The sequence below is a fragment of the Senegalia massiliensis genome (assembly GCF_900626135.1).
Lineage (GTDB): Bacteria > Bacillota > Clostridia > Tissierellales > SIT17 > Anaeromonas > Anaeromonas massiliensis.
Genome location: NZ_LR130785.1, coordinates 1,439,546 through 1,464,053, shown reverse-complemented (window position 1 = coordinate 1,464,053; position 24,508 = coordinate 1,439,546). Strand labels below are relative to the sequence as shown.

General features: G+C 24.9%; 23 protein-coding genes. 4 read left to right on the top strand and 19 right to left on the bottom strand.

Annotated elements, in window-relative coordinates; translation table 11 throughout:
- Positions 1-16 precede the first annotated feature (16 nt).
- The 8 genes from grpE to gpr form a co-directional block, all read right to left on the bottom strand.
- A complete protein-coding gene (gene grpE, locus E0D94_RS07235) occupies positions 17-577 on the bottom strand; it encodes a nucleotide exchange factor GrpE (protein ID WP_130806611.1) in 561 nt (186 codons plus the stop codon).
- A gap of 24 nt (positions 578-601) precedes the next feature.
- Complete coding sequence (gene hrcA / locus E0D94_RS07230; RefSeq protein WP_130806610.1) at positions 602-1,642, bottom strand: heat-inducible transcriptional repressor HrcA; 1,041 nt, start codon at positions 1,640-1,642, stop codon at positions 602-604.
- A 98-nt stretch (positions 1,643-1,740) separates the two neighbouring features.
- Positions 1,741-2,871, bottom strand: coding sequence for a radical SAM family heme chaperone HemW (gene hemW / locus E0D94_RS07225; protein ID WP_130806609.1), 1,131 nt, complete (start codon positions 2,869-2,871; stop codon positions 1,741-1,743).
- A gap of 68 nt (positions 2,872-2,939) precedes the next feature.
- A complete protein-coding gene (gene lepA, locus E0D94_RS07220) occupies positions 2,940-4,754 on the bottom strand; it encodes a translation elongation factor 4 (RefSeq protein ID WP_130806608.1) in 1,815 nt (604 codons plus the stop codon).
- 102 nt (positions 4,755-4,856) lie between these two features.
- On the bottom strand, positions 4,857-5,135 hold the full coding sequence (locus E0D94_RS07215) for a hypothetical protein (RefSeq protein ID WP_130806607.1): 279 nt from the start codon (positions 5,133-5,135) through the stop codon (positions 4,857-4,859).
- 49 nt (positions 5,136-5,184) lie between these two features.
- The gene (gene lepB / locus E0D94_RS07210) at positions 5,185-5,727 is read right to left on the bottom strand and encodes a signal peptidase I (protein WP_130806606.1); all 543 of its coding nucleotides are present in this window, start codon (positions 5,725-5,727) and stop codon (positions 5,185-5,187) included.
- 61 nt (positions 5,728-5,788) lie between these two features.
- Positions 5,789-6,955, bottom strand: a complete 1,167-nt coding sequence (gene spoIIP, locus E0D94_RS07205; RefSeq protein ID WP_130806605.1) for a stage II sporulation protein P — start codon at positions 6,953-6,955, stop codon at positions 5,789-5,791.
- A gap of 72 nt (positions 6,956-7,027) precedes the next feature.
- Entirely contained in the window at positions 7,028-8,002 is a 975-nt protein-coding gene (gene gpr / locus E0D94_RS07200; protein WP_130806604.1) for a GPR endopeptidase, read from the bottom strand.
- A gap of 168 nt (positions 8,003-8,170) precedes the next feature.
- On the opposite strand from gpr, the gene rpsT reads away from it, so the two are divergent.
- The gene (gene rpsT, locus E0D94_RS07195; protein ID WP_130806603.1) at positions 8,171-8,434 is read left to right on the top strand and encodes a 30S ribosomal protein S20; all 264 of its coding nucleotides are present in this window, start codon (positions 8,171-8,173) and stop codon (positions 8,432-8,434) included.
- A 38-nt stretch (positions 8,435-8,472) separates the two neighbouring features.
- Here the strand turns inward: rpsT and holA are convergent, their stop codons facing one another.
- The 8 genes from holA to E0D94_RS07155 form a co-directional block, all read right to left on the bottom strand.
- Complete coding sequence (gene holA / locus E0D94_RS07190) at positions 8,473-9,504, bottom strand: DNA polymerase III subunit delta (RefSeq protein WP_130806602.1); 1,032 nt, start codon at positions 9,502-9,504, stop codon at positions 8,473-8,475.
- Entirely contained in the window at positions 9,494-11,905 is a 2,412-nt protein-coding gene (locus tag E0D94_RS07185) for a DNA internalization-related competence protein ComEC/Rec2 (RefSeq protein WP_130806601.1), read from the bottom strand. Before E0D94_RS07185 ends, holA begins: the two co-directional genes overlap by 11 nt.
- A 92-nt stretch (positions 11,906-11,997) precedes the next feature.
- Positions 11,998-12,993 carry an ornithine carbamoyltransferase gene (gene argF, locus E0D94_RS07180; protein WP_130806600.1) on the bottom strand — a complete coding sequence of 332 codons (996 nt, stop codon included), beginning with the start codon at positions 12,991-12,993 and terminating at the stop codon, positions 11,998-12,000.
- Positions 12,994-13,057: 64 nt separating this feature from the next.
- A complete protein-coding gene (arcA, locus tag E0D94_RS07175; protein ID WP_130806599.1) occupies positions 13,058-14,287 on the bottom strand; it encodes an arginine deiminase in 1,230 nt (409 codons plus the stop codon).
- A gap of 390 nt (positions 14,288-14,677) precedes the next feature.
- The gene (locus E0D94_RS07170; protein WP_130806598.1) at positions 14,678-15,952 is read right to left on the bottom strand and encodes a hypothetical protein; all 1,275 of its coding nucleotides are present in this window, start codon (positions 15,950-15,952) and stop codon (positions 14,678-14,680) included.
- Positions 15,942-17,090: a DUF58 domain-containing protein gene (locus tag E0D94_RS07165; protein ID WP_130806597.1), complete on the bottom strand. Its 1,149-nt coding sequence runs from the start codon at positions 17,088-17,090 to the stop codon at positions 15,942-15,944. The genes E0D94_RS07170 and E0D94_RS07165 overlap by 11 nt, the downstream gene beginning before the upstream one ends.
- A 9-nt stretch (positions 17,091-17,099) precedes the next feature.
- Complete coding sequence (locus E0D94_RS07160) at positions 17,100-18,056, bottom strand: AAA family ATPase (protein WP_242620495.1); 957 nt, start codon at positions 18,054-18,056, stop codon at positions 17,100-17,102.
- A 27-nt stretch (positions 18,057-18,083) separates the two neighbouring features.
- Positions 18,084-18,263, bottom strand: coding sequence for a DUF4177 domain-containing protein (locus E0D94_RS07155; protein ID WP_130806596.1), 180 nt, complete (start codon positions 18,261-18,263; stop codon positions 18,084-18,086).
- A 186-nt stretch (positions 18,264-18,449) separates the two neighbouring features.
- On the opposite strand from E0D94_RS07155, the gene E0D94_RS07150 reads away from it, so the two are divergent.
- Complete coding sequence (locus E0D94_RS07150) at positions 18,450-18,875, top strand: hypothetical protein (protein WP_130806595.1); 426 nt, start codon at positions 18,450-18,452, stop codon at positions 18,873-18,875.
- Between the two features lie 11 nt (positions 18,876-18,886).
- Here E0D94_RS07150 and E0D94_RS07145 read toward each other — a convergent pair whose 3' ends face one another.
- Entirely contained in the window at positions 18,887-19,468 is a 582-nt protein-coding gene (locus E0D94_RS07145) for a hypothetical protein (protein ID WP_130806594.1), read from the bottom strand.
- A 54-nt stretch (positions 19,469-19,522) separates the two neighbouring features.
- On the bottom strand, positions 19,523-20,782 hold the full coding sequence (gene eam, locus E0D94_RS07140; protein WP_130806593.1) for a glutamate 2,3-aminomutase: 1,260 nt from the start codon (positions 20,780-20,782) through the stop codon (positions 19,523-19,525).
- Between the two features lie 252 nt (positions 20,783-21,034).
- Between eam and E0D94_RS07135 the strand changes: the two genes are divergently transcribed.
- On the top strand, positions 21,035-22,009 hold the full coding sequence (locus E0D94_RS07135; RefSeq protein ID WP_130806592.1) for a hypothetical protein: 975 nt from the start codon (positions 21,035-21,037) through the stop codon (positions 22,007-22,009).
- A gap of 35 nt (positions 22,010-22,044) precedes the next feature.
- The gene (locus tag E0D94_RS07130; RefSeq protein ID WP_165442899.1) at positions 22,045-23,250 is read left to right on the top strand and encodes an alanyl-tRNA editing protein; all 1,206 of its coding nucleotides are present in this window, start codon (positions 22,045-22,047) and stop codon (positions 23,248-23,250) included.
- 10 nt (positions 23,251-23,260) lie between these two features.
- Here the strand turns inward: E0D94_RS07130 and E0D94_RS07125 are convergent, their stop codons facing one another.
- Entirely contained in the window at positions 23,261-24,505 is a 1,245-nt protein-coding gene (locus E0D94_RS07125; RefSeq protein WP_130806590.1) for an aminopeptidase P family protein, read from the bottom strand.
- Between the last annotated feature and the right edge of the window lie 3 nt (positions 24,506-24,508).

Here is a 24,508-nt window from a genome sequence, read left to right as displayed (position 1 = left end):
TTATTCTTAAAATATTTTATTTTGCTACTTTAACCATACTAGGTCTGATTACTTTGTTTTTTAATTTGTAACCCTTTTGAAATACATCTATAATAGTTTCTTCCTCTACATCTTCACTTTCTTCTTGCATTACTGCATGATGTAAATTAGGATCAAATTTTTCGTCTTTGGCTTCAATTTCTTCTAAGCCATTCTTTTCTAGTATATCTAGAAGTTGTTTATATACCATTACAACTCCTTCATAAAAGCCTTCTTTTTCTTCATCTTTATTTGCAGATGCAAATGCCCTCTCAAAGTTATCTATTACATCTAACAGTTCTAATACTAATTTTTCATTAGCAAATTGATAAATAGATTGTTTGTCTTTTTCTACTCTTCTTTTATAGTTTGAAAAGTCAGCTTGAAGTCTTAAAAAACTATCATTCAATTTGTTAAAATCTTCATTTTTAACTTCTATTTCTTCATTAGATTCTTCTTCACTAATTTGTTCTGAATCTTCATTTTGTGTTTCTTGTTCTTTTTCTTCTAAATCTTCTTCTAAATCTTCTTTTTCTAAATCTTTTTCTTCATTATTCAACTACTTCACCTCTTTATATAATAACTACTCAAAATACCGCTTTAATATATTAGATAAATCTAAAGACAATCTTTGAACAACTGGAATAACTTTTGAATATTCCATTCTTGTAGGACCTATTACTCCAATCTTACCAATTATTCTACCATTTACTCGATAAGTTGCAGTAATTAAACTACAATTTTTGATTTCATCATACATATTTTCTTCTCCGATATAAATCCCTAAATTATTCATATCTTCTATATCTTTATTTAAAAGCATATCTATAACATTTTCTTTGTTTTGAATAAATGATATAAATGATTTTGCCTTTTCTATATCATTATATTCAGGAAAATTGAATATTTTAGTGATTCCATTAGAGTAAGATTCTATTTCATCAATATTACTAAAAGAATTATTTATTGTAGATACAAGAGATTCTAATATATCCTTATATTCATACATATTGTTTGTAATATCTTTTTCTAGAATTTTACCTATTCCACCAATCATCTTCCCTTTTAATTTTTCTGTAAGTAAATTTGATATTATATTTAGCTGATCATTAGACACAATATTATCTAGTCTTAATATAGTGTTTTTAACTATGCCTGAATCAGTTACAATTACTAGTAATACTCTTAAATCATCTACTGGAACTAATTGTATATGTTTTATATTACTAAGTTTTAATTGTGGCGCAATAGCTAATGAGGTATAGTTTGTTAGTTTTGATAATATAGAAGCACTATTTTCTATCAGTTCTTCAACTCTACCTATTTCTTTCAGCATTTTTTTATCTAAATTATTTAATTTTTCTTTTGTTAAATTTTGTTCTTCTGTTAGCTTATTTACATATAATCGATAAGCTTTATTTGATGGTATTCTTCCGGCTGAGGTGTGTGGTTGCAATAAAAACCCTAGCTCTTCTAGATCTGACATTTCATTTCTAATTGTAGCTGGACTAACACCCAGATTATATCTTTTAGATATTGTTCTAGATCCAATTGGCTCAGCATTTGTTATATAATTATGGATGATAGCCTGTAATATCTTTAGTTTTCTTCCATCAATGGTCATAGTATCACCCTTTTCATCTAGATATTAGCACTCTGTTAAACAGAGTGCTAATATCTATATAAAAATTATCATTTTATAAGAAGTTTGTCAACCCCTTTTTATATAAAAAGACTAAAAACTCTATTGGATAAGTCTCGTCCTTTTTTTGTTAAATTAATTCTATCTTTTTTATTTTCTATAAGACCATATTCAATGCTTTCTTCTATAGCTTCTTTGAATTTTTTATCAAATTCTATATTGTATTTTTCTTTAAATTCTATCTTTGATATTCCTTCATTTAACCTTAGCCCTAAAATTATATATTCACCGATCTCTGTTTCTAAATCAATGTTTTCAGAATAATCTACAGGAAACTTGTTTTTATAAATATTATTTTTATAATCAATATAATTTTTAGTATTTCCCCATCTCTTAGAAAATATATTTGAATGGGAAGAAACTCCAAGTCCTAAATATGGTTTCAATTTCCAATAATACATATTATGCTTACATTCATATCCCATTTTTGAAAAATTAGATATCTCATATTGATAAATATTATTTTTTTCTAATAACTTTATTCCTTTATGATACATTTTTCTTTCTATATCTTCATCCCCAATATTTAAATTACCTTCATTGTATCTCTTATAAAAGGGAGTTCCTTCTTCTATACTTAAACTATAAAAAGATATATGGGGAATATCTAAGTTTATCATTTGGTTTAAGGATTCCATCACATCTTCTATACTTTGATCTGGTAAATTAAACATTATATCAGCATTTATATTAGTAAAACCAGTTTCTTTTAAAAGATTGTAAGTACTTAAAAAATCATTTTTATTATGAATCCTTCCTATATCTTTTAATATACTATCTTGAACTGATTGTACCCCAACACTAATCCTATTTATGCCCAATTTTTTATAATATAATAATTTATTTTTATTTAGCGTTTTAGGGTTTGCTTCTATCGTTATTTCTTCTAAATCTAATCTGAATTTTCCATTTAACTTTTGTAAAATATCTCCAATGAATTTTTCATTTATTAGGGAAGGTGTGCCTCCACCAAAAAACAATGTTTTAAATTTATATTCTGCAACTAGATCACTATACATATCTATTTCTTTTAATAATAAAGATATATACTCTTCTACTTTTTTTTGGTTATAACAAAAAGAAGTAAAGTCACAATAATCACATTTCTTTATGCAAAAAGGTATATGAATATATAATGCAGCATCTTTCAAAAGATCACCTCTTAATAATATATTAATATATTTTATAAAATTAATAATGCACACAAATTGTGTGCATTTTATTTATCATCAAATTTAAGTACAGCAAGAAAAGCGTCTTGTGGAACTTCTACATTACCAACTTGTCTCATTCTTTTCTTTCCTTCTTTTTGCTTTTCTAATAACTTTTTCTTTCTACTTATATCTCCACCATAACATTTAGATAAAACATCTTTTCTAAGAGCTCTTATTGTTTCTCTTGCTATAACTTTATTTCCAATACTTGCTTGTATAGGAACTGCAAACATATGACGTGGAATAACATCTTTTAGTTTTTCAGCAATCATTCTTCCTCTTTCATATGCTTTATCTTTATGTGCAATTATTGAAAATGCATCTACTAATTCTTTGTTTATAAGTATATCAAGTTTAACTAACTCTGATTGTTCATACCCTTTTAGTTCATAATCTAATGAAGCATATCCTTTAGTTTTTGATTTTAATGCATCAAAAAAGTCATAAATTACTTCGTTAAGTGGTATGTCGTAATGCATTACTACTCTTGTCTCTTCTAAATATTCCATATTTTTAAAAACTGCACGTCTACTTTGACACAATTCCATTACTGGACCTACAAAGTCAGTTGGTGACATAATCGAAGCTTCAACTATTGGTTCTTCCATATAATCAATCTCTTGAGTAGGTGGCATATTAGTTGGATTTTGTATTTCAATTAATTCGCCATCTGTTTTTTTGATTTTATAAATAACACTTGGTGCAGTAGTTACTATATTTAAATCAAACTCTCTTTCTAATCTTTCTTGTATTATTTCCAGATGAAGTAAACCTAAAAATCCACATCTAAATCCAAACCCTAATGCTACAGAAGTTTCTGCTTCAAAGGTAAGTGATGCATCATTTACTTGTAATTTTTCTAAAGCTTCACGAACATTGTTATAGTCTTCACCTTCAGCTGGATAAATACCACAATATACCATTGGAGTAACCTTTTTATACCCTGGTAAGGGCTCCTCTGCAGGGTTTTGAACACTTGTTATAGTATCCCCTACTCTTGCATCTTTTACATTTTTGATACTTGCAGAAACATAACCTACATCTCCTGCATTAAGTGAGTCTATTTCAACCATATTAGGAGAAAAAATCCCCACTTCTGTTACTTCAAATTTTTTATCAGTTGCCATCATTTTTATTTCCATGCCTTTTTTTATGGAACCTTCCATAACTCTTACATCAGCAATAACACCCTTATATGAATCATAATATGAATCAAATATTAGTGCTTTTAATGGATTATCATTATCCCCACTAGGAGCAGGAATATATTTAACGATAGCTTCCAAAACATCTTCTATATTTAATCCTTCTTTTGCAGAAATCATAGGTGCTTCAGAGCAATCAAGCCCTACAACATCTTCAACTTCTTTTTTTACTTCTTCTGGTCTTGCACTTGGTAAATCTATTTTATTTATTACAGGTAATATTTCAAGATCTTGTTCTATAGCTAAATATACATTGGCTAAAGTTTGAGCTTCTACTCCTTGTGCAGCATCTACTACAAGAATTGCACCTTCACATGCAGCAAGACTTCTTGATACTTCATAATTGAAGTCTACATGTCCTGGAGTATCTATCAAGTTTAATATGTACTCATTACCATCTTTAGCTTTATATACTAATCTAGTAGTTTGAAGTTTTATTGTTATACCTCTTTCTCTTTCCAAGTCCATATTATCTAAAAGTTGCTCTTGCATTTCCCTTTTTGTTACAAGCCCTGTACTTTGAATAAGTCTATCTGCAAGTGTTGACTTACCATGATCAATGTGGGCAATTATAGAAAAATTTCTAACTCTTGTTCTTCTTTCTCTTATATCCATGTTTTCCTCCTCTATAGGAAATGTTACTTATTTCATTATTATCTAACTTGTAGAATATCATATAATTAGATATAAGTAAATAAAAAGCGACAAAGTCGCTTTTTAAAATATATTTACTATATATTCTTTTATATTTTTTACTGCTTTATTTAAATTGATGTCAAATTCATTTCCAAAAATTTCAATGACGTGTGTTGATTTTTCATATTCATAATTAAAAACAGATGTATCTGTTAAATCAAAATAGTTGTATAAACTATCATTTACTATACTAATGGCAACAACTAATAATATCACCATCAAAGATATAATTAAAATTTTTATTCTCTTTCTTTTTTTATTTTTCTTTTCTTTTAAATATCTTTCAAGTCTACTTTCCATATTCTCATCACCATTAATGAGTATGGACAAATTTTATAATTTTATACTTTTATTTTAAAGTTCCAAATCTATCGTTAAATGGATAATATCTAAAAAAGGCTTTGCCTGTTATTTCGTCAATATTTACTGTTCCAAAATATCTACTGTCCTTACTAGCATTTTTAAGTCTATTATCTCCTAATACAAACACTTCGTCTTTCCCTACTTCTATTTTAAGTTCTTCATTTGTATAACTGTTAGGTGCAATATATTTTTCGTTTAATTTCTCTCCATTTAAATATACATATCCATTTTTTATTTGGACAATATCTCCTTCTACACCTATTACTCTTTTTATATAATCTTTATTCATTTCATCTGGTGCATGTAATACAACAATATCCCCTCTCTTAGGTTCATCTACTATATATATAATTTTATTTGTAAATAATCTATCCTTTTCATGTAGAGTAGGATACATAGAATTACCTAATACATATGTTGTATTAAAAATAAATGTTTTTATTATAATTGCAATAACTACAGCAAATAAAATACTTTTTATCCATTCAAAAGCTTCATTTTTAAATTTATCACTTTTATCTTCTGACATATATACACCCCCAATTAAGATATTATTATTGTACCATTTTTTTCCCTAAAAAAGAAGGGTATTAATTTACCATACCCTTTAATGCTACATCTAATATTTCAGAAATATAATCTGCAGTTCTTTCTGTCTCTTCTAAAGTATTAACATTACTCCCTACTTCCATAAGTAAACTATAATCACTTAAATATTGATTAAATTTTCCATAAGGCTTTATAATAGGCTTTAAACATAATCCTGGATACATCATATCTGATACAGATTTTATATAATTTGCAAATTGTAAAACTTTATCTTTATTAGGAGTGTCATTTCCAACTACAAATTTAAAAGTACCTACTTTCTTACCATCAATTTGTACAACACTTTCTTTTTTTATACGATCATAATATGAAGCTCCTGGAGAAACTCCATCTCTATGAATATCTATTAACACTCTTAAGTTTTTTTCACCTTTTAATTCTTTTTCTATAGTAGAACGTGCTCTTGAATATGACGCATTATAACTTGGATAATCATGAGTAGTCTCAATATGTTTTACCCTGTGACCTTTTTCTATTAATTTTTCTGTTATTATATCACCTATTTTTATCATATTATAATTTTTATCCCTTGATCTAAAACCACCATCATGATTTGGTAAATATGCTTCTGTAGCATGAGTATGATAAATCATAATATAAGGTTTATCTTTTGCAATACTTATACTTTTAGGTTTATCTATATTTTTAATTTTTTCTAAAGCCTTTTCTTTCGATATTCCAAGATTTCCCACTTCTATTACTTCTTCTTCATCTATAAATGATATATCTCCTAATGCTTTATAATCTGTATCTCCTTCTATCTGATGAAATGTTTCTTCATTTTTATCTAAGTCTTTTTTTGAACCTCTACTTGAAAGTTGAGGTTCTTCTGCCATATTAATTATAGCAGGTAATTGCGTTTTTATTAGATTTTTATCAATCTTTAACTTTCCTGTAATTTTTGATTTTATATTTATAAAAAAAGATTCTTTATCATATTTCTTTTTATATACACTTCCAAAAAAAGTATTTGAATTAGTTATTAAATCAGTAAAAACACTTAACTCCACAACTTCTACTGTTTTCTCTACCTTTTCTTGCTTTTGAAATTTATCTATAATTCTTATACCTGTGAATATGACTGACAAACATACTATAGCTGCAATAATATAAATTATGCTTCTATCCTTTACATAGTATACTTTCATTATTTTCCTCCTCTTATAGTTTATATAGAACCCACTATATAAACTATATTCAGAAGAACTATTAAATATGATTTAATTTAAATATCTATTTACATCTTTTAAATCTATTCCTGGATGAACAGATATGTTTATACCGTTAGATATAATTTGACTTAAATCATTAATTAAATCATCAACTTCTTTTGGAGTGACCATTACATTATCCATATAAGGAGATAGTACTTCTTTTATTAAATTATATTTATCATTTTCCTCCAAATCTTCTAATAATGAATAAAATTGCTGACCTTTTTCAGCTTGTTGTTTCATTTCACCAATTATAAGTCCTATAGTATCATTTATAAGTGTTGCTGCATCTACAACTGTAGGAATTCCTATAGCTATTACTGGTACTCCTAAATACTCTTCACTTATTGGTTTTCTTCTATTTCCTACACCAGATCCTGGACTAATTCCAGTATCTGATATTTGTATTGTAGAACTAATATGCCTCATATTTCTTGAAGCTAATGCATCTACAGCTATTATTAATTCTGGTTCTGTTTTTTCTACAATTCCTTTTATTATTTCACTTGTTTCTATTCCTGTAAGTCCCATAACACCAGGAGATATAGATGAAACATTTGCCATTGTTTCATCACTCTCTTTTTTATATGCCTTAAAAAAATGTCTTGTTACTAATATTTTTTCAACTACTTTTGGTCCTAATGCATCAGGAGTAACATTCCTATTTCCCAATCCTACAACTAAAGTTTTTCCATGTTTTTTATTGCTAATTATTGCTTTTAATTCTTTAGCTAATACTTTACTTATATTATCTTTTAAATCTTGATCTGCACTTTTTAAAGCAGAACATTCTATTGTAGTATAATTTCCTATTTTTTTATTTAAATTTTTTTCTCCCGTTTTATCTAATATTTTAATTCTTACTATTTTATAGTCATTAGTTTCTTCCTTTTCAATTTCCACTCCTGAGATTTCTTGTTCTTTACCTTCATTATATATTTCTCTTGCTTCTACAGCTAAATCCGTACGTATTTGAAACATATTTATCACTCCATTTTTATGATTTTACTATTTGTATATATATTTCCTAACTAAACAAAAAATATTCTTTTATTTAAATTTTATCTATTCCCTTTTTTTGCTTGTAATAAAAGCTTATTTATGGTAAAATAGCTTTTGTTAATGTATTTTGAAGGGGGTGAAAACCTAATGGCAAATATTAAATCTGCTAAGAAAAGAATTAAAGTTATTGAAAGCAAAACATTAGTTAATAAAAAAAGAAAATCTCAAATAAAGACATACATCAAAAAATTTGAAAATGCTTTAGACAATAATAATATAGATGAAGCAAAAGAATTATTTAAGGTAATTGAAAAGAAACTTGATAGAGCTGCTATAAAAAATACTATGCATAAAAATAAAGCTAGTAGAAAAGTAAGTCAATTAGCTAGCAAGTTAAATGCTGCTAAGTAATAAAAAACTTCGGGGATAACAAAATCTACCCGAAGTTTTTATTGTTTGTTCATATTCATTATGAGTATTTCTATGCCAAGTTTTGCATCAATTTTTCCTTTTTTTATGCTTTTATCAGTATTTATGCAAGTTTCTAAGTTTCCTTTTAACGTGTCCATAGAGAAATTTTTACTTTGAGTTAAAATTTTTTTAGCTACAAAATTAGGCACTTTCATCTTTTTAGATAATTCTATTACACTATATCCCTTTAACTGTAAAACTTTCGACATTAAAAGCAATCTAAATTGTCTTGTAATCATATGAATAATAAGTTGAGGAGGCTCGTTATTCAATATCATAATATTAAAAATTGATATAGCTTTATTAAACCTTTTTTCTGCAATAGCATCTACAAGTTCAAAAATATTACTTTGTAGAGATTTTATTAGTACTTTTTCTATATCCTCTTCTTTTATTCTCTGTTCTTCTCCTATATAATTAACAGTCTTTTCAATTTCATTCTTCATATCATATAGAGTAATTTCACTATTAGAGCTTAAATATCCTGTAATATCAATAAATCTATCTATACTCTTTTTATCTATAGTTTTGTTTTTCTTTTTAAATTCTTTTTCTACCCATTTCTCTAACTCACTACCTCTAATTTTATCAAACTCTATTATTCCACCTTGCTTTTTTATTGTTTTTACTATTTTTTTTCTTTTATCTATAGATGACCTCTTTATATTAAATATTAATATTGTAGAAGTAGATGGCTTATCTAAATAAGATAAAAGATCCTTAGTTTCTTCAATTTTGGCTTGTTTTGAAAACCAAGATGGATCATTTATTACAACCAATTTTTTTTCAGACATAAATGGAAGAGTTTCTGCTGCATTAATTGCTTCAACTGCATTTATATCTTTTCCATCAATAGTTATATAATTTAATGTTTCAAAGTTAGGATCAATATACTTTTCTTTAATTTTTTCTATACAAAAATCAATTAAAAATACTTCTTGTCCCAAAAATATATATATATTTTTCAAATCATTTTTTTTAATACCATCTATTAATCCTTTATATCCCATCAATTTTCTCCTTTGTAGATTCTAATCTTATATATACAATATTCATATACATGATACAAACAAATATTATACTATAATACACATCTCTTAATTCCAATTGTAATTTTTTATTAAACCAACTTACATTATAACTTCTAAAATTATTTTCAACTAAAATATTTCCTTGGTAATCAGTTCTTTTTATTTCTAAATTATTATTTTTTAACCTGTTAATCACTTCTTCATTTGGATGACCATAAGTATTTTTCCCCACACTTATTATAGCTAAATTAGCATTAATATCTTTCAAAATATCTTCTGTAGTAGAAGTCTTGCTTCCGTGATGACCTATTTTTATAATATCATATTTATCACTATTATATTTTACAAATTTATCTTCTAAAGCTTTTTCCGCATCTCCCATATACAAAACCTTTGTAGTATTATCTAAAGTTAAACTTATTATATTAGTATTGTTATTTTCTTCAGAGTCTACTATGCCACTATTATAAAACTTAAATTCTGCTACATCATATACTTTCAATACATTTTTTCTAGTAACATTAATCATTTTAATATTTCTTGATTTTGAAAGGTATTTTATTTCATTATATAAATTATTTTTTATATTATACTTATTATAATATATATTTTTCACTTTAATAAAGTCTGTTTTTAATATACTTATTAACCCTTCAACATGATCTTCATGAAAATGACTTATAAATACTCCATCTATTTCTGTAATATTGTTCTTTAAAAGATAAGGTATTAAGATTTTTTCTCCAATATCATAATCACTAAAAATATTACCACCAGAATCAATTAAAAAGGTCTTATCTTTTATTTTTATTAATGAGCTATCCCCTTGACCTACATCAATAAAATTAACACTCCATCTAAACTGAGAGAATGATATTACATTTAATAGTAATAAAAATATATATGTATAAAAAAACATCTTAATATACCTATATCTGAGTTTCTTTAAAACTTTAACTTTTATAATTAAATATATTATAATATAATAACAAACTATACTTGTAAGAGACCATGAAGATGATTTTATAATAATATTTAAGAATTCCTGGTGAAAATCTACTAAATAAGAAAAATAATATAATATTTTATCAATTATTTTCATAAACAAAATCGATATATTTGTGAATAAAGTTGATAATATAATTAACAATAAAACACTTATCAATACAAAAGACAATATAGGAATAAGTATAATATTAGATATTAAAGATGTTATCGATATATAATTAAAATGATATATTAATATAGGAATTGTACCTATTTGAACTGAAATTAAAGCTGATATTGTATTGCCAAATCTTACAGAAGCAAACATTTTTTTATTTATTATAGGAGTCAAAATCACTATAGAAAGTGTAGCTATAAATGATAATTGAAAACCTACATCAAATATCCACAAAGGATTATATATAAGTAATATAAACGCTACAAAGCTAATAATATTTATATAGTCTGGCTTTTTATATAATATTCTAGATATAATTATAAAAAATAATATAATACTTGATCTAAGTATAGAAGCAGGAAAACCTACAATATATCCATATGTAAAAATAAACAATAATGTTATAAAACTAGAAAGTTTATAATTTATCCCTAAATTACTAAGTAAAAACAATATCACACCTGCTATTATCCCTATATGAAGCCCTGATATAGCGAGTATATGTGCAATCCCAAGTTCTCTATACTGTTCCTTATAGTTTTCATCTAATGAAGATTCATCTCCTAAAATAATAGCTTTTATTATGTCACTATTTTTTTCACTTAAACTATTATCTAAGAAACTATTTACATATTCTTTTGATTTTAATTTTATTGTAGATAAAATATTGAATTTTATTTGTCCTTTAATTATGTAATTGTCAATTTCTACAATAGAATATATTTTCTGTGTATTTAAATATCTTTTATAATTAAATATTCCACTATTAGTATTTACATCAGGACTTTTTAAATCGGCTTGTCCTCTTATAACTGTTCCATAATTTAATTTTTTATTATTTTTTATTCTTATAATTGTATTTTCTTCAATATCATAAGCTTTGCTATTATAATATATTCTTTTAATTTCACCATTATATGTACTTGAATATTCATTATTTTTTATATTTTCTTTTATAACTATTTCAATGTCAATATTTTCATCTGTAAAATCTTTAGTTTTATATCCATGCATATTATAATATAATGAAACAAATCCTAATGATATAACAAATAATAAAACCATAATAATCTTTATATTTTTCTTTTTTAAAAATATAATTATGAGAAATCCTAAAAAAAATATCAAAGATAATAAAAATTCTATTTGAATATAATAAAAATATAATATTGAAATTATATATATTACTACAATACTCAAAAATGGTCTTTTCATATTTTTCTCCAGTTTTTATAATATTATATCATTTTTCACTAAAAAAAGTAAAAAAAGAAAAGGATCAATATTGATCCTTTTCTAATTATTTATTAGTCACCTAATGTTGCAACCATTACAGCTTTTATTGTATGCATTCTATTTTCTGCTTCAGCAAATACTACTGATTGCTTAGATTCAAATACTTCATCTGTTACTTCCATTGCTTCTAATCCAAATTTTTCATATATATCTTTTCCAACTTTTGTTTTAGTATCATGGAATGATGGTAAACAATGCATGAATATAGCTTCACTATCAGCTTTATTCATCATTTCTCTATTTACTTGGTATGGTTTTAATAAATTAATTCTTTCTTCCCATACTTCTTCTGGTTCACCCATTGATACCCAAACATCAGTATATATTACATCTACTCCAGCTACTCCATCATCTACTGAATCAGTAACAGTTATTTTTGCATCATTTTCTTTTGCAATTTCTTTAGCATTGTCTACTAATTCTTGATCTGGGAATAAGCTTTTAGGTGATACGATTCTAAAGTCCATACCCATTTTAGCAGCACCTATCATTAGAGAGTTTGCCATATTGTTTCTTCCATCTCCAACATATGCAAATTTAATTCCTTTAAGATAACCTTTATGTTCTTTTATAGTTAACCAGTCTGCTAATATTTGTGTTGGATGGAACTCGTCAGTTAATCCATTCCATACTGGTACTCCTGAGAATTCAGCTAAAGTTTCTACTGCTTCTTGAGAGAAACCTCTGTATTCAATACCATCATACATTCCACCAAGAACCCTTGCAGTATCTTTTACTGTTTCTTTTGTACCCATTTGACTTCCTGTAGGTCCTAAATATGTTACACCTGCACCTTGATCCATCGCTCCAACTTCAAATGCACATCTAGTTCTAGTTGAAGATTTTTCAAATATTAATGCAACATTTTTCCCCTTCATTGTTTGTCTTTCTGTTCCTGTATATTTAGCTCTTTTTAGATCTCTTGATAAATCAAGTAAATAATTAATCTCCTTTGGTGAATAATCTAATAATTTTAAAAAACTTCTTCCTCTTAAATTAACTGGCATAATAATCCTCCTTAAGTTTTTTGTTTTTATTTATTTATAATTAACACTTTAAAGTTATTTAATACTAAGCTTTTTCTCTAATTAAAGGCATACTCATACATCTTGGACCTCCACGGCCTCTTACAAGCTCTGTTCCTTCAACTTTGTGTAATTTAATTCCTTTTTCTTCTAATATTCTATTAGTTACATGGTTTCTAGCATATACAACAACTTCTCCCGGAGCAATTGTAAGTGTGTTTGATCCATCATTCCATTGTTCTCTTGCTGCATCTATTGGATCTCCACCAGCACATCTTATTAGTTCTACATTATCTAATTCAAGATGCTTTGCAAGTAGGTGCTCTAGAGTATCTCTTTCTCTTTCTATTTCTAAATTTCCATCTTTACCTTTAGTTATTGAAAATACGGTTAAAGGACCTTCAATTCCTGGATGGATTGTAAACTTGTCATAATCAATCATTGTAAATACTGTATCTAAATGCATAAATGCTCTTGATTTAGGTATGTCAAATGCAAGTATTGTTTCAAATGACTCGTTATTTTCAAATAATCTTTTAGCCAATTTTTCAACAGAAGCTGCATCTGTTCTTTGAGAAATACCAACTGCTAATACTTTCTCACTTAGTACAAGCTCATCTCCACCTTCAATAGATGTTTTTTCATCTCTATTTAACCAAATTGGTACTCCAGCATCTTTAAATCTTGGATGATATTTAAAAATATATTCTGCAAATATTGTTTCTCTATTTCTAGTTTCAGTTCTCATTTGATTTATAGTAATTCCTGTACCAATTGTTGCAAATGGATCTCTTGTGAAATAAAGATTTGTTAATGGATCTAATACTAATGGATAATCACTACTTGCCATATCTGCTAAAGATTCAGCTTTATAGTCTTTTAGTTCAGTCTTTCTAACTCCAGCCATTAAAGTATCTATTAATTCTTTATTATCTAAGTCACTAAAATGATCTTTTAATGCTTTTATAGTACCTTCACCATTTACATGTGCTTCTTCTAAAAATTGTTCAATAAATTTTTGTCTTACTTCTTTATCTTCAATAGATTCAGCAGCTAATTCTTCTAAATATACTACTTCTACTCCATTGTCTTTTAAAACTTGAGCAAAAGCATCATGCTCTTTTCTTGCAGCTTCTAAATCAGGGATGTCATCAAATAAAAGCCTTTCCATAAAATCAGGAGTTATGTTTTCAAGTTCACGTCCTGGTCTATGAAGTAATACTGTTTTTAGTTTACCTATTTCTGATGTAACGTTAATAGCTTTTTCATTACTCATAATATAGCCTCCTATTTTTATTTTAATTTATCTTTATGTTTATCTTTATTTATTTTGTTCCACTATATTAATTTAATACCCTCTAATATAGTTTTAAACAAAAATAAGATAATTATTAATATTTTTATTAATAATTATTCATTGAATGAATATATTTAAATTATAATATCAAGATTTTTTAATGTCAAATTATAAAAAGTGATTATATATGTGATATTTGTATAAATATACATAGCTATTTCAATATTGTCATATGTATAAATAAAGTAGCTAATAATAAGACTGCAATCGGTATCATTATTATTGTATCCAATTTTCATTATAAAAATAAATATACATTTAAATTTATAAAAATTTTTTTAAAAAAATAAAAAACAGGCTAAATTCAACCTATTTTTTATCCATAACATCTTTATATTCATATATTTTTTTCATATCTTCTTCATCAATATCCTTATTCCCATATCTAACTTTTTCATATTCTTCTATAAATTTTTTTGCTTTCCCCTCATCTTCTTTATTCTGTAATATAAACTCTCTAGGAGTAAATTCTTTTCTATAGTTATATCCTTGTTTAAGCATTATTTGTGATATCTGTATGAAAATCAATCTTACTTTATGAAGGTTTTCATTTTTAATTTGACCTGCTTTACTTCTTATAAATTTATTTTTGAAGTTGTTAACTATATTATGTCTATCAAATATAAATTCTTTTTCTTCTAATATAATATTTTCATTATCTTTTTTATTATTTTCTATATTTTTTGACATTCTATACAAGATATAAGCCAAAACAATTATTATACCAATTACCAAAGCCCATCCTAAATAATTAAATGCTAATTCCATAGTTTCATTTTGATTTTGTACTTCTAACAAATTTTCATTATTATTAGTAAGCTCTAATGTTGAATCATTAGTTTTTAATTCCGGATTAATTTTTGATATTATTTTTGATAAAAAATTATATATTATTGAAACTATAAAAATGAGTGGTGCTAATAATACATCTATTATTTTGTCTGAATTTGAATTTATTAATTTTATATTATAGCCTTCAAAAGAAAAATATATTATACTACCTATAATCATTATTATAAATATATTTGAAATAACATTAAATATTTTTAAATTCTTGCTTTTATTTATATGGTTATCACTTGCATAAGCATTATATAAATTTACTCTAATACTAAATATAAATGAAATAATTATGAAAATTAATATATATGGAATTATATCATTTACATACCATCTAGTATTTCCTATTAATATATCTAAGGAAAATAGTAATCCTATAATTAGAGTTAGTATGAATTTTTGAAAGATATCTTTATTGTAATATATTTGATTTTTTAATTTAATACCTTTTATCCAAATTAACAAATAAATAATAGTAAATAATATAAATAACATATTTGTTCGAGAACTATAGTATGAAAGTACCATAGAAGTAATAATCCCAATTAAAACTATTGCTTTTGATAAAAAAATTTTTAAATCCTTTTTTGTACTAATTAACTTAGATATTAAATAACTTGTTATAAATAATGAAAATATAAATAGTACGATTCTATTAAAATAAATATTATCTGTTACCATGCCTACTATTGTAATTATTAAAATCAAATATCTTAATCCTTCAAAAATAATTTTATAAATCATATTGCATCTCCTTTAGATTAAATATTTCCACATTTGAATCTAATAAATTTCTATTTGAAATATTTCTAAGGAATATGAGTTTTATATTGTATCCTAAATATATATACTCATTAATAAATTGTATAGTATTTTTATCTAAAAAAGGAGTTATCAATATAAATGTAGTATTTTTCCCATAGGTGTTTAATATTTCAAAAACTAAATTTTCTAATTTTATCTTTGACATCATAGACATTTTTGCTAGTGTATCTAATATCTCTTCCCCAATACCGAAATTTGCTTCTGGTGGTATTGAAACTATATTTTCTCCTAATAAATTATCAGTTTGTAATATGGAATTTGTAGAAAAGCCTACTGGAATATTTGACTCTATGCAGTTATTCATTATTGCTGCAGATATATCTATGCCTTTCTCTATTGAATCTTCATCAATATCTATCCAAGGTTTTTCATTACATTGTATATTAAGTATTATTTTTATGGAACTTTCTGATGTAAAGTCAAAATCTTTAACATATAAATCATTTGATTTTGCGGTAGCTTTCCAATCAATTATATTAAAACTGTCATTTAAATTATATTCTCGAACTCCTTTTATAGCCAAAGGGTCTGATATTATAAATCTTCTAACAGAAATTTCTCCTTGTGGCTCATTTTCTTCTACAATTAAATCATTAATATCTTTTATTTTAGGATAAACTATAATTTTTAAAGGTGAATTTATATTTATTATTCCTTTAGAAATTCCGATAAAATCCCCAATAGTAACCTTTAGATTATTAATATTATAATATCCCCTTTTACTTATATAAAATTTATTTCTTCTAGTAACTTTTTGATAAGGAAGTAAAGATGTTATTACTCTATAGATATTTGTATTTATACTCTTTTTATAGCTATAATTTTGATCAATATACTTTACTGGTTCTGGTAATTCAGAATAAATTTCTATCCAAGGTAAAGGTATTAATTTATAATTGCTTATTATGGTAGTAATCATTATCTCTTCTTCTGGGAATACTATATTTTTATTTGTAAACCTAGTATATTTTACATTTTTTATAGATATATTTTCCCATACTCTACTGAATATAATTAAAATAATTATAAAAATTAAAATAGATATAAAAATATTCATGTTTAACACCTAAGAACCTATTTTTTCTGAAGGTACTTTAGTATTTTTCACTATTTCTTCAATTATATTATCTGTATTAATATTAGAAAATCTAGATTTTCCTTGCACAATAATTCTATGTCTAAATACTTCCTTTATAATTTTTTTAATATCATCTGGAATTACAAAATCCCTTCCCTGTATTGCAGCTCTTGCCTGTGAACCTTTAAAAAGTGCTTGAGCTCCCCTTGGACTTATTCCAAGCTTTATATCATCATGATTTCTCGTATTTCTAACTAGTTCTAATATATAATTAATTAAATCATCATCTACTTCTACTTTTTCAAATAACTTTCTGGCTTTTAATATATCTTGTGAATCAACAACTGCTTTTATATCAGTAAAAGGACTTTTACTTTTAAATCTTTTAAGTATTTTAAACTCTTCCTCAAAATTAGGATAACCCATGGATAATTTCATGAAAAATCTATCTAATTGTGCTTCAGGTAATGGATAAGTACCTGAATTTTCTACTGGATTTTGTGTTGCTATAACAAAAAAGGGTTGTCCTAACAAATGTGTTTCTCCATCAATTGTTAATTGATTTTCTTCCATAGCTTCAAGTAAACTAGATTGAGTTCTAGGTGTTGCCCTATTAATTTCATCAGCAAGAACTAAATTGTTCATAAGCGGACCTTTTTTAAACATAAATTCACTTACCTTTTGATTAAAATAATTTATGCCAGTAATATCAGATGGCAATAAATCAGGAGTAAATTGTATTCTTGAAAAATTACTATCAATTGACTTTGCAATAGTTCTTGCAAGTAATGTTTTACCAAGCCCTGGTACATCTTCTAACAATATATGTCCTCCACATAATATAGATATAATAATATTTTCTATTATTTCATCTTTTCCTACTATTACTTTTTGAACATTTTTTTTAATGTTATCTGTCATCTCTTTTATTATCTGAATTTCCAATTTCCATTCCTCCAGTAAATTACCTTTTTAGTTTCTAGCTCTTTTAAAAACTGCTGCTATATTTCTTCCACTTGCTGAAGAAGTAAAACCTACCATCTCCCAACCTTCTTCTCCTAATTCATTTAACTTCTTTTCATGTTCCTTAGTAAGAACCATAGAAGTCATACCATGTAATCTAATATTTTCTACTTTATATTCAAACTTCAATATATTTCACCTCTTTTTTATATTATATAGAATATTAATTATTATTTTATCATAGTTTAAAACATATATATTATTTTTAAAATAATTAATATATAATTTTATATATTATGGTTATAAATATTAATATAATATTCAATTATTTATCTATGATATATACTATAATTATAATTGTTAGGAGATGAAAATATGGAGAAAAATAGAGTTCAAATTGATTGGCTAAATAAATTATATGATGATATTTATTATAGTGAGCTAGAAGATAGTGAACATTCTCTAGATATTATAAGTAATTTAATTTCAGACAAAGAAATTAAGTCAACAAATAAAGAAGATAAAAACCTTGTAGGTATTATTATAGAGGTAACTGAAGAACTAGTTGAGATTTTAGAAGGTGAAGATCTAAATCAAAGTGCTGAATTTATAAGTCAAAAAATCGAAGAAATACAAAATGGCGAATTCGATGAAGCATTTAGAGAAGAATATTTTCCTGATTTTTATGACTTAGAAGAAGATGAAGAAATTCCTTATGAAGATTTAGCAGTTCCCATAGCTATAGAAGAAGATGAAGAAATTCCTGAAGATGTTGATTTAGATGAATTAGACGAGTATTAAAAAAAATCCTATTAAATTAGGATTTCTTTTTTTTCGATTAATTCATTTATAAAATCAACTGCAGGTGAAGGTTTATAAAAGTATTTTAATTCTCCATGTTCATTATATAATATTTGAATTATTCTATAAACATCTTGAACCGTTATTTTATCAAAATCATACTTCAATAATTTATTTATGATATAACTTGCTAGTTCATTATCAATAACGTATACATCATAATCACTTTTTTTGAATGCCTTTCTAAGCTCTGATATTGTAAGAATATCTTTTAAGGCCATCTTATATATATTGTTATATTGATTTTCTATATCTACAACCATTTTAGACCAATGCTTAAATCCTTCTGTATTTAACTTAGGTAGCACTTTGTTTTTGTCTTCAAATATTTTTATTAAAAGAATTTTAAGGCAATGATTTATAGCAGATTTTGATATAAATAACTCATACCATCTTTCTTCACTTATATCCTTGTTTAGCCCACTTTTAGCCCTGATTTTTCTTATTATACCTATATTTTCATACTTGTATTTCATTATAAAAAAATCAATAAACTCTCTTAAATCTGATAGTAATGCTTCGTTATTGTTCAAAACACTAACCTCCTTTTATAAAGGATTATTGACAAATTATATATTATTATACTTCTAATAAACTTTCTTTATATCTAAAGTAGGATGATTTTCATACTTCAAAACTTTACCTTCCCAAGTTCTAATCATTATATAATCTTTTCCCCTTGAAATTAAATATTCTGGTAATATTGGTGTCTTACCTTGACCTTTAGGAGCATTAATTATATAAGTAGGTATTGCCATTCCAGATGTATAACCTCTTAGGTATTCCATTATTTCTATTCCATCGTCTACAGAAGTATTGAAATGAGTAGTTCCCTTTACATGTTTAGCATGAAATATATAATATGGTTTAACCCTTATCTTAAGTAATTCATGATTTAATGATCTCATTATATATTTATCGTTATTTATTCCATTTAGTAATACTGCTTGATTTCCTAATGGTATCCCTGCATTTGCTAATTTTTCACAAGCTTCCTTGGATTCTCTTGTTATTTCTTTAGGATGATTAAAATGAGAGTTTATATATATTGGGTGATATTTTTTTAACATATCAACTAGGTTATCAGTAATTCGTTGCGGCATAGTAACAAGTGTTCTTGATCCTATTCTTATATATTCAACATGAGGTATTTCTTTAAGACTTTTGAGTATCCATTCTAACCTATCGTCTGATAAAGTAAGGGGATCTCCTCCAGTTATTAGAACATCTCTTATTTCAGGATTATTTTTAATATAATTAATAGATTCATTTATTGACTCAGTATTAGTATGATTGTCAACTTGACCTATATTTCTTCTCCTTTGACAATGTCTACAGTACATAGCACATTCATTTGTAACATTTATTATTAATCTATCAGGATATCTTCTTGTAATACTTCCAGCAGGGTTTGTATATTCTTCTCCCATAGGATCATTATCTCCTACCTCATCTACTATTTCAATTATAGATGGTATCGATAACATTCTAATTGGGTCATATTTATCATTTTTATGCATTAAGCTTATATAATATGGAGAAATTGCCCATCTATATTTTTTACCTACTTTTTCTATTGAGCTCTTTTCCACATCAGATAATTCTATTAATTTATTTAATGTTTCTATATCAGAAACTCTATTTTTCAATTGCCATTTATAGTCGTTCCAATCTTCTTCATTAGCATTTAGAACTTCTAAAATATGCTTTTTATTTTCATTATATTCCTCTTCTAACTCAAGTCCTTTTGGTATAGAATCTCTGATTTTTAAGTAATCATCGATTGATTTACGTAAAACTTCAGCCCTTTCTAAAGATGCTTTCCTTTTTAATTTCTGTTCTTTCATAACATTCCTCCTATTGTGAATTTATATGATAATCTACAACTCTAGCAATTTATTCAATTAATATATAATTTTATTACCAGTTGTAAGAATAATTTAGATTTCTTTACTCATAAAAAAGTTTTAATTTTAATACTATTAGTAGTAAGAGAAATTAGATAAGTCATAAAAATGTGAATTTTGCAAAAGTTATTCTAAATTTAATTATAACCTTAAGTTTAGGTGTTGTCAATTTTATTAAAGGAGATAATATAAATGAAAACTTCTAATTCTATGTTTTTTATTATATCATTTTTTATAATAATAGTTTTAATTTTATTTTTAAGTTACAAGGTTATGCCTAGTACAAATTCTAAATCTGATAATTTTATTTTAACGGAAGGTATTATAGATGACTATTTTTCTGATGATATAAATAAAAAAGCAAACTCTATAGATAAAATAAAAGAAATAGTTCTTTATGATTTAGGATTTGAAAATTGGATGGAATATAAAGAATATATGGATATATTAATATTCCCAACGGATCTTGAAAATAATCCAGATATAGATATTATAATTGGTTTAAATTTATCTAAAGATACTGGATTAATAGCAATTTACACAAAGGAAAATAGTAATTATGTTTTAAATAATTTTATTAAAGATTTATCTTATATTGATTATATAAGTACCTATGAAGTTAATGATGAATTTTTCTTAGCTGTAGAAGAAACAATTGATGAAAAACTTGGCGGGTATTTTTATGATGAAAAACTTGTGATATATTATAAAGAAGAAAGTTTTAATAAAGTTTTTGAAGATAGCAAGATATATGAATCATATTTTTATGAAGGATGGAAAAAAGAAGATATAAAAAATCCAAAATGGTTCAAATTAACGGAAAATAATATTATAGATATTATAGAAGATAAAGATAATATAAAAATTAAAGATAATAAAGAATTAAAACTCTATGTTAGTGAAGAATCCTCCACTTCTATACCAAGTAATTTCGATGAATATAAATCAAAAAAATTTAATTTAAATTATTTTTGGGATAAAGATTTAAATTATTTTATTCAAAATAGAGGAATATTAGTTGACTCTGGAGAATTAATAGGTATTGTTTCTATTTCAAATCAAAATATAGATTATTACTTAGATAATCAAGAAGTAACTTATAAAATAATTGATCAAAAAGGAAATATACGACATGAAAGTTTAGATAAAATCAGGGTATTAAACTAATATAAAAACTGTGAAACTTTAAAGAGGTGTTAATGATGACGGAAAAAGTTTATTTAGAAAATCCTTATTTGATGAAATTGAATGCTAAAATAGTGGAAAATAAATTTAAAAATAATAAATTTTATGTAATATTAAATAGAACAATATTTTATCCCAATATGTCTGGAGGACAATTAGGTGATAAAGGTAGTATTGATGGAATTGAAGTTTTAGATGTTTACGAAAAGAATGATGATATAATACATGTTTTAAGTGATTTACCTAAAAACGAAATTGTTGAATTATGTATTAACTGGGATATAAGATTTCAAAATATGCAACAACATACAGGCCAGCATATAGTCTCCAATGCCTTCTCAAAGCTACTTGATTTTGAAACAATAAGTTTTCATATGACTAAAGATTTTAATTATATAGATATGAAAGCTAATTTTCTAAATCAAAATATTATAGATAAAATAGAATCTTATTCTAATAGAATTGTATTTTCTAATTTTGAAATTTATTGTTATATTAGTAATCATAAAAACCTCTCAAAAATACCTTTGAGAGGAACTCCCAAAAAAGAAAAAGATATTAGAATAGTAGAAATTAATAACTTAGATTTTTGTGCTTGTGGTGGAACACATCATAGAAGAACAGGCGAAGTAGGTCTTATAAAACTAATAAATTGGTATAAAATTAAAGAAAATTATAGAGTTGAATTTGTATGTGGTGTAAAAGCATTAGAAGATTATAATTTTAAAAATAATATAATTACTAAACTTAAAAATGATCTTAGTATAAATATTAATGAAACTTTAGAGTCAATAAATAAAATTAAATCAGAGTTAGAAGACTATAAAAAATCTAATACAATTTTAAAGTCTAAATTAATTGATTATAAGACTATTTGGTTAAAAAATAATTCAATCAAATATAAAAATATAAAAATAATATCTGATGCTATAGATGAATTTGATTTAAATGAAACAAGAAAAATTATTAATAATATCTCTTGTTACAATAATTATGTAATGATAATAGGTATAAATCAAAATAATAAATCTCAGTTTATTATAGCAAAATCTTCCAACTTAAATATAGATATTAAAAATATTTTTGATAAGTTACTTTATTCAATTAATGGTAATGGTGGTGGAAATGAAAATATATACCAAGGTGGATGTAACGAACCTAATAAAGCACAATCAATAGTTACTACTGGTTTAAATTTAATAAAAGAAGAAATAAATAGATAGGTATTCATACCTATCTATTTATCATAAACTCTTCTATCTCATCTACAGTTTTTATTATATCTTTAGATAAATTTATACATCCATCCTCTGTAACTAAAACATCATCTTCTATTCTTATACCTATATTTTCATCTTCAATATATAATCCTGGTTCAACTGTTATAACCATTCCTTTTTCTAATTTTCTTTCTCTATCCCCTACATCATGAGTATCTAATCCCATATGATGTGATACTCCATGAAAATAATACTTTGTTATCTCGTCATCATTTTTCAATATGTTTAATTTTTTAGCTTTTTCTATTAATATACTTTTAGTATAATCATTAAGTTCTTTTAAAGTAATTCCTGGTTTAACTTTTTCTATTGTTTTTATCTCCGCCTCTAATACTGCTTCGTAAACTTCTCTCTGTCTTTTAGAAAATTTTCCATTTATAGGGAATGTTCTTGAAATATCTGAACTATAATAATTCCATTTTGATCCTAAATCAAATAATATTAAGTCACTTTCCTTAAGAATTTGATCATTTTCTTCATAATGTAATATTGTTGCATTTTTACCTGAAGCTGCTATAGTTTTAAATGCATAATCTTTAGCCCCATTATACTTTATACTAAAATCAAAAAAAGCTTCCAATTGATATTCATATAATCCAGGTTTAGAGTTTTTCATTAAACTTTCTATTCCTTCTTTAGTTATAGATATAGCTTTTTTAATATTTTTTATTTCTTCTTCACTTTTTATTATTCTCATATCACTTATTTTATTATAAATGTTTTTAATATTTATTTGCGGATATTTTTCATTTAAATCTCTTGCAAACAAATGAGACTTTTTAAAATCATCATCCCAATTAGATTTTTCTAAATCAAGATATACATTTTCAATATTTTTAGTGTTTAAAATTGAATTTAAATTAGATTTAAATTCTTCTAAATAAATTACTTTTTCTATCCCACTTATGCTTTTAACTTCATCTTTTCTAAGTTTTTTACCAACCCATTTTTCTAGCTGTGGATTAGGTTTTTCTATATAAATTCTTTCAACTATTTTATCATTTGTTTTTAAAACTACTAATATAAATTTCTCTCTTTTAAGTCCTGTATTATAATAAAAATTCATATTAGGTAAAAACTCATAATCTTCATCTGCGCTTTTATGAGGTGGATTACCTGAAAATAATATTACTAAAGAATTATTCTCTAAATTTTCTACTAATTTCTTTCTATTTTGTATAAAAAAACTTTTTTCCATAAA

Excerpts from the sequence above, each read along its gene's own strand:
- E0D94_RS07215 (WP_130806607.1), bottom strand. The coding sequence starts at position 5,135 with ATGGAAAGTAGACTTGAAAGATATTTAAAAGAAAAGAAAAATAAAAAA.
- lepB (WP_130806606.1), bottom strand. The coding sequence starts at position 5,727 with ATGTCAGAAGATAAAAGTGATAAATTTAAAAATGAAGCTTTTGAATGG.
- E0D94_RS07125 (WP_130806590.1), bottom strand. The coding sequence starts at position 24,505 with ATGGAAAAAAGTTTTTTTATACAAAATAGAAAGAAATTAGTAGAAAAT.
- lepA (WP_130806608.1), bottom strand. The coding sequence starts at position 4,754 with ATGGATATAAGAGAAAGAAGAACAAGAGTTAGAAATTTTTCTATAATT.
- E0D94_RS07185 (WP_130806601.1), bottom strand. The coding sequence starts at position 11,905 with ATGAAAAGACCATTTTTGAGTATTGTAGTAATATATATAATTTCAATA.
- gpr (WP_130806604.1), bottom strand. The coding sequence starts at position 8,002 with ATGTTTCAAATACGTACGGATTTAGCTGTAGAAGCAAGAGAAATATAT.
- E0D94_RS07135 (WP_130806592.1), top strand. The coding sequence starts at position 21,035 with ATGAAAACTTCTAATTCTATGTTTTTTATTATATCATTTTTTATAATA.
- argF (WP_130806600.1), bottom strand. The coding sequence starts at position 12,993 with ATGCCAGTTAATTTAAGAGGAAGAAGTTTTTTAAAATTATTAGATTAT.
- spoIIP (WP_130806605.1), bottom strand. The coding sequence starts at position 6,955 with ATGAAAGTATACTATGTAAAGGATAGAAGCATAATTTATATTATTGCA.
- arcA (WP_130806599.1), bottom strand. The coding sequence starts at position 14,287 with ATGAGTAATGAAAAAGCTATTAACGTTACATCAGAAATAGGTAAACTA.
- holA (WP_130806602.1), bottom strand. The coding sequence starts at position 9,504 with ATGGGATATAAAGGATTAATAGATGGTATTAAAAAAAATGATTTGAAA.
- E0D94_RS07130 (WP_165442899.1), top strand. The coding sequence starts at position 22,045 with ATGACGGAAAAAGTTTATTTAGAAAATCCTTATTTGATGAAATTGAAT.
- E0D94_RS07170 (WP_130806598.1), bottom strand. The coding sequence starts at position 15,952 with ATGATTTATAAAATTATTTTTGAAGGATTAAGATATTTGATTTTAATA.
- eam (WP_130806593.1), bottom strand. The coding sequence starts at position 20,782 with ATGAAAGAACAGAAATTAAAAAGGAAAGCATCTTTAGAAAGGGCTGAA.
- E0D94_RS07150 (WP_130806595.1), top strand. The coding sequence starts at position 18,450 with ATGGAGAAAAATAGAGTTCAAATTGATTGGCTAAATAAATTATATGAT.
- E0D94_RS07165 (WP_130806597.1), bottom strand. The coding sequence starts at position 17,090 with ATGAATATTTTTATATCTATTTTAATTTTTATAATTATTTTAATTATA.
- hrcA (WP_130806610.1), bottom strand. The coding sequence starts at position 1,642 with ATGACCATTGATGGAAGAAAACTAAAGATATTACAGGCTATCATCCAT.
- rpsT (WP_130806603.1), top strand. The coding sequence starts at position 8,171 with ATGGCAAATATTAAATCTGCTAAGAAAAGAATTAAAGTTATTGAAAGC.